This is a genomic window from Pseudomonas reidholzensis, assembly GCF_900536025.1.
GTDB lineage: Bacteria > Pseudomonadota > Gammaproteobacteria > Pseudomonadales > Pseudomonadaceae > Aquipseudomonas > Aquipseudomonas reidholzensis.
This window is the reverse complement of record NZ_UNOZ01000043.1, coordinates 1-6,239: the sequence shown is the minus strand read 5'-3', so window position 1 is coordinate 6,239 and position 6,239 is coordinate 1. Positions and strand designations below refer to the sequence as shown.

The 6,239-nt window shown below is 52.7% G+C and carries 5 protein-coding genes; all 5 read right to left on the bottom strand.

The annotated features are described in order from the left end of the window. Nucleotides 1–1,044: 1,044 nt before the first annotated feature. The gene (locus CCOS865_RS28345; protein WP_208644579.1) at nt 1,045–1,371 is read right to left on the bottom strand and encodes a helix-turn-helix transcriptional regulator; all 327 of its coding nucleotides are present in this window, start codon (nt 1,369–1,371) and stop codon (nt 1,045–1,047) included. Between the two features lie 272 nt (nt 1,372–1,643). Further along, nucleotides 1,644–2,138, bottom strand: a complete 495-nt coding sequence (locus CCOS865_RS27930) for a hypothetical protein (RefSeq protein WP_000929317.1) — start codon at nt 2,136–2,138, stop codon at nt 1,644–1,646. After that, complete coding sequence (locus CCOS865_RS27925) at nt 2,139–2,720, bottom strand: hypothetical protein (protein WP_208644578.1); 582 nt, start codon at nt 2,718–2,720, stop codon at nt 2,139–2,141. It lies immediately after the preceding gene. Nucleotides 2,721–3,671: 951 nt separating this feature from the next. After that, nucleotides 3,672–5,177, bottom strand: coding sequence for a plasmid mobilization relaxase MbeA (gene mbeA / locus CCOS865_RS28915; RefSeq protein WP_046380541.1), 1,506 nt, complete (start codon nt 5,175–5,177; stop codon nt 3,672–3,674). After that, nucleotides 5,167–5,511 (bottom strand): MobC family plasmid mobilization relaxosome protein, encoded by a 345-nt coding sequence (locus tag CCOS865_RS27915; protein ID WP_046380542.1) that lies wholly within the window; start codon nt 5,509–5,511, stop codon nt 5,167–5,169. The genes mbeA and CCOS865_RS27915 overlap by 11 nt, the downstream gene beginning before the upstream one ends. Nucleotides 5,512–6,239: the final 728 nt, after the last annotated feature.

Below are 6,239 nucleotides of genomic sequence, written 5' to 3'. Positions count from 1 at the left end.
CACGCTGCCAGCTGCCTGCCGTCGCAGCGCTCAAGCAGCCGCCGGTGCTCGTCCTCCGTCACCCACATGGTGAGCATCTTGTTCCGTTTCTCTGACAAACCGGCCTCCTGATAACGCCGGGACGGGCGGGAAAGCCTTTCCCGGTCGGCGCGGGGTTGGACAAGCCGCAGGCGCGTCAGTGGCTTTTAGCGGGTTTCGGGGCGCAGCCCTGAACCAGTCACGCAGCGCTAGCGGAGTGTATACTGGCTTACTATGTTGGCACGGATGCGAATGTCAGTGAAGTGCTTCATGTGGCGGGAGAAAAAAGGCGGCACCGGTGCGTCAGCAGAATATGCGATACAGGATATATTCCGCTTCCTCGCTCACTGACTCGCTGCGCTCGGTCGTTCGGCTGCGGCGAGCGGAAATGGCTTACGAACGGGGCGGAAATTTCCTGGTAGATGCCAGGAAGAGACTTAACAGGGAAACGATAAGGCCGCGGCGAAGCCGTTTTTCCATAGGCTCCGCCCCCCTGACAAGCATCACGAAATCTGACGCTCAAATCAGTGGTGGCGAAACCCGACAGGACTTAAAGATACCAGGCGTTTCCCCCTGGCGGCTCCCTCTTGCGCTCTCCTGTTCCCGTCCTGCGGCATCCGTGTTGTGGTGGAAGCTTTACCTAAATCACCACGTCCCGTTCCGTTTAGACAGTTCGCTCCAAGCTGGGCTGTGTGCAAGAACCCCCCGTTCAGCCCGACTACCACGTTGTCCCGGTAACTATCATCTTGAGTCCAACCCGGAACAGACACGAAAAATCGCCAGTGGCGGTAGCCATTGGTAAACAGGATGTGCGAGAGATGTATTCAGAGTTCTTGAAGTGGTGGCCTTAGTGAGGCTACACTGAAAGGACAGATTTGGTGACACGTCTCGCACAAGACTGTTACCACGGTTATTCAATCTGCCAGGATTAAATAACCTTCGAAAAACCACCTGCCAGGGTGGTTTTTTCGTTTACAGGACAAAAGACTACGACGAGATCCAAATGATCTCAAGAAGATCTATCAATCAAACGCGTCGCGTTTCAAGCCAAGCCATAATTTCGGCGTCTTTCCATTTAAACGAACGACCGATCTTGAAAGGACGAGGGAAGTCGCTTGGCGTCTCTTCGACACCGAGAGCTTTTTGCTGTAATGCCCTCCCAACGAGCATATTTTCCCAGCCTAAAGATTTCTGAGTAGCCTTAGCCAGCCGGCTATTCAAAGCGTTAGCCTGAGGAAGACCGCTACTTAGACCCAAGCCAGAAAAATCCTCAGACACCCCGCACCAACGATACAAAGTGGACTTACTGATGCCTAAGAGCTCACACACTTCATTACTATCAAGCAACTTCATATGAACACCTATAAAAAACAATGAAAACCTATAGGCACTTATAACCCCAAAGATGGTAAATGACAACCTATAAACATCAATGAACACCAAAAAGTACGCTAGTTTGACAACGAACATGTGGAATAGGATACTAATGTTGTCAGCACAAACCGGAACCTCGAGAGAGGGGTGCTGATGCCGGGGGTCACACCCTCCCAGCCTGTGAGCGGGATAACGAAAGGCCAGACCGAAATTCTGCAAAAAACAAAGGCGCCTTAGGCGCTTTTTGTTTTTTACACAATCTTCTTTCCCTGCAGTCGCTGTTCCAGCACATATCTAAACCGCAGGTTACGTCCTTTATTTACAGTCCCCCATTCATCAAGCGTGTAAGCTGTAACAACATGAATACGCAAAGAATTATTTCTATCTTGAGGCTTTCTTATTTCCATCAAAATGAAGTCATCATGATGGCTAAGATGGTAATACCGCTGCCCCTGCCCCTTTGAAATAAATGCTGTAATGTATTCACCGTTTTCTATCGCTGTAAGTATTCTGTGAACGATAGTTTTGCTGCCCTCATAGCGTTCCCTACAAAAAAACCTCTGTTCCTCCTTAAATTTCATCAGCATTCCGGTTTGTTTTTCATCAGTAAAAACATGAAAACCAAAACTAATTTCTATATCTACAGAAGTACCGTTTACATCAACACAGCACCTCTGAGGGTGCAGGTGCCCCATAGGAAAAACAGTCTCTCCCGTTCTTATGTCACGCCATACTGTGCCCGCCATTTAACCCTCCCAAGAGGCTCCCACCTCAATTACACGCTCCGACAAAATGTTATAAGTCTTTCCTTTAGGGATAATCCCTTCATCAAGCAGCTTTTTGACTGCAACTAATGGGTGAACAATTAACACGTAATGAAATTCACCGGTGCTGCCTTCACGACAGGATATGAACCCCAGTTCTTTTAGCTTTTTCATTCTCCCTGCCCATGTAGTTACGCCTCTTTCACTAGCGAACCCTGATTCAAAAGCCAGTGCTGCTTTATCTCTTATTTCAATCAAACCCTCATCAGAAACCCTGAACCATAAAGCCAAGTAGGTTGTTGATAATGGTGATCCTTTTGACAGACCATCCATGAGATCGCCTATCAAAGGCAAATAACGTGGAACTGTTGAGTACCCATCATTTTCAAGTCGATGCCAAGTATCGATTTCGTCGTCTTCCCACAATTTTTCAATCAAATCCTGACGTCGTTCTGACTGATTTCTCTTACCTGCTTTTCTTGCTCTTGCGGACATAGTCGTCTCCCGTTTGTCTATGGACACTAATTTATTAAAAAAAACCAATAAAATCAAAGAGTTATTCATGACTGGCAGCTTGTTCTCATCTGAAAAAATAGAGTTAAAAACAAGCTAAATCGCAATAAACATTACATTTAAAAACATAAAAAGTAATATATATTACAATGAAGTTTCTTAATTATATGATTAATAATGATTTACAAGAGGAAGGCGGTGCTCGTTGTGCTCGGTGTGCTCGATGGTTCTCCCTGTGCTCCTTGTGCTCCATGGGGTTGTAGGGGGCAAGCCAGGGCGGATAGAGAGAAAAATAATTTAGCGGTAGCGCGTCTCAGAGACTAAAAAACCCGCTGATGCGGGTTTTCTTATTGTTACAAACATCCTCGCCGTTGTAGTTCGGCTTCAATCGCCTCACAAGCAGCGAGTACAATCTCAGTGTTATAGCACCAGGCTATGCCACTGCGGTTAATACTATCGATTAAGGCTCGATTATGAGCCAAAGTGCGTTTTAGGGTGGTGGTATCTTTGTCCATCATCAGGATCTCCATTCAGGTTAACGAGCTTCATGCTCCCAGATATTTACTCTTGCCGTTCCTGAACAGGCTAAAACAGCGAAAAAAAGCCTATTTTCGCTTCATCCCAGAGCACCAATATTTACCATAACATCCGTTGCCCGCACCGCTGAAACGGGGTTGGCTGCGTTTCCGGTGCCAGACGCGAGAAAGTGGCGACAGACATGACGAAAAAACACCGGAAACGCAGCCGCTGGATATTACACTGCTGCATAGTCATGCAGCCAGATGCATGGCGCGTAAAGTCACACTAAAATCAGCGCGAACGCCTTAAAAACCGGCAAATGCCTCTCCAGAAACTCACACAGCTCCATCACCAGGTAAAAACAGTTCAGCAGGGCTTCAATAACGTTGAGAATTTTCATCACTTCCTCCGGGATAAGTCACTACCATTCCGGTAGTCAGCCTATTTAGCAGGAACGCGATGAGCCCTTCTTCGTGCGGGCTGTCACCTCATCTTCGGACCATCGAAACTCTTCTGCTTCTGTCGGAGCGTCAGCTCCAGCTCGTTCTGACGCTGATACTCCAGTACAGCCTTCTCCTCGATGGCATTCAGTTCCCGGACAAGCGGCGCAGCTGCTCGCTTAAACTCAGCACCTGCGTGCTCAAGTCCGACACGCGCTCGTTCAGCATCGCGTTCTCCCGTTGCATAAGCCCACACATGCTCCGCCATTCCTCGAAGGCGCTCTCCCACTCGTCCAGCCTTTGCGAGTAGTCCTGCTGTAGCTGCTCTAATGCGCTCAGCAACTGCTTTTCCAGCTCTGTCATTTTCCGCTACTCCTGTTTCAGGCGGATCCATGTCGTCCCGTCGTAAGGGATGGCTTCGGTTTGCATCCCCGGCGGCAGGATAAGAAACCTCCGGCCGTCGCTGCTCTCCTGATAGCGCACTCCCCACGTCCGGGCGGTCATTTTCGCCAGGGTATCTTCCTGCTGACGAAGATGCGTGTAATTGTCGGTTATCTGCTGCCCCTGCCACCACAGAATGCTCCCGCTCGTGCCGATCAGCAGCGCTGACACCATCAGGATGGTGAGCCATGTCCGCCCGGCAGTCCGCAGTACGCTCCGCCGGTTTTTCTCCATCGCCTCGCTCATACTCTGCTCGTGGGCGAGGATGGCGTCGCTGATTCTCCTCGCGCTTGCGCTCAGTTCCGCTCTGACAGACTGCTCGTGCTCGCTGAATGCGGCTTTCAGCATCTCGCCGGTACTCTGCTGCCGCGCTTTCGATTGCTGCTCTAAGTCCTTCGCCAGCGTTAAAAGACTGCTCATAGATGGCTCCCTTCAGTCGGATGTTTCGCCCCCCGTCCGGGTCGGCAATGCTGATACTGCTTTTCGTGGTGCGCACCACCTCAAAACCTGACCGTTCCAGCGCCTCAGTGACATCCTGACGGCTTTTCAGCTCCCCGGACGAAGCAAGGGTCAGCAGTCCGCGCGTGATGGCTTCTGCGGCCTCCTGCTTCGTTTTCGGCAGTCCGGACGGCGTGACCAGCGCCCGGCGGTTTTCCGGTGCGTTCGGGTCGTGCAGCCCCAGTCTGCCGTTCACGATGGTCTGCCAGGCATCGATGCGCGGTCGGTCGGCGCGGTCGTAGTACGGCTGGAGCCGCCTGCCGGTCAGTAGCTCGGTATTGGGGATCAGAAAGTTCAGCTCCAGACGCCCCTTGTCCGCGTGCTCCACCCACAGAATGCTGTACTGATCTTTATCGAGTCCGGGCATCAGAACCCGCTCGAAGCTGGCCATCAGCTTTTCCCGCTGGCCGGGAGGCAGATCGGCCTCCGCAAACGACAGGACGCCGGAGGTGTATTTCTTCACGTAAGGCGACGCGTCAATCAGCTCCCGGACTTCTTCCGGCTTCCCCTGCAGGACGCTGGCGCCTTCACGCTGCCGGTCTTTACCCAGCAGATAGTCCACCGGCCCGGCGCCACCGCCGCGACCGCGTGGATGAAATTTAACGATCATCGTCCGTTCCTTTCTCAAGAACGGCGTGCCGCAGCCGCTCAAGCCCGGCATCGATGGCCATCAGCGCCGCCACAATCTGTACCCTGTCATGGCCGGTGTCGCCGCCGGCGTTAACCCGGCGGGCTATCTGATTCAGGTTATTGCCCATGCCGGCAAGCTGGCGCAGCAGCGCCGGCGAGAGTGAGGGGAGCTTTCCGGAACGTGCCGGCTTTTCGTCCAGGCAGGTCTGCCGCATCCACGCTGCCAGCTGCCTGCCGTCGCAGCGCTCAAGCAGCCGCCGGTGCTCGTCCTCCGTCACCCACATGGTGAGCATCTTGTTCCGTTTCTCTGACAAACCGGCCTCCTGATAACGCCGGGACGGGCGGGAAAGCCTTTCCCGGTCGGCGCGGGGTTGGACAAGCCGCAGGCGCGTCAGTGGCTTTTAGCGGGTTTCGGGGCGCAGCCCTGAACCAGTCACGCAGCGCTAGCGGAGTGTATACTGGCTTACTATGTTGGCACGGATGCGAATGTCAGTGAAGTGCTTCATGTGGCGGGAGAAAAAAGGCGGCACCGGTGCGTCAGCAGAATATGCGATACAGGATATATTCCGCTTCCTCGCTCACTGACTCGCTGCGCTCGGTCGTTCGGCTGCGGCGAGCGGAAATGGCTTACGAACGGGGCGGAAATTTCCTGGTAGATGCCAGGAAGAGACTTAACAGGGAAACGATAAGGCCGCGGCGAAGCCGTTTTTCCATAGGCTCCGCCCCCCTGACAAGCATCACGAAATCTGACGCTCAAATCAGTGGTGGCGAAACCCGACAGGACTTAAAGATACCAGGCGTTTCCCCCTGGCGGCTCCCTCTTGCGCTCTCCTGTTCCCGTCCTGCGGCATCCGTGTTGTGGTGGAAGCTTTACCTAAATCACCACGTCCCGTTCCGTTTAGACAGTTCGCTCCAAGCTGGGCTGTGTGCAAGAACCCCCCGTTCAGCCCGACTACCACGTTGTCCCGGTAACTATCATCTTGAGTCCAACCCGGAACAGACACGAAAAATCGCCAGTGGCGGTAGCCATTGGTAAACAGGA

Coding starts and splice junctions, on each gene's coding strand:
- CCOS865_RS28345 (WP_208644579.1), bottom strand. CDS start 1,371: ATGAAGTTGCTTGATAGTAATGAAGTGTGTGAGCTCTTAGGCATCAGT.
- CCOS865_RS27930 (WP_000929317.1), bottom strand. CDS start 2,138: ATGGCGGGCACAGTATGGCGTGACATAAGAACGGGAGAGACTGTTTTT.
- CCOS865_RS27925 (WP_208644578.1), bottom strand. CDS start 2,720: ATGAATAACTCTTTGATTTTATTGGTTTTTTTTAATAAATTAGTGTCC.
- mbeA (WP_046380541.1), bottom strand. CDS start 5,177: ATGATCGTTAAATTTCATCCACGCGGTCGCGGCGGTGGCGCCGGGCCG.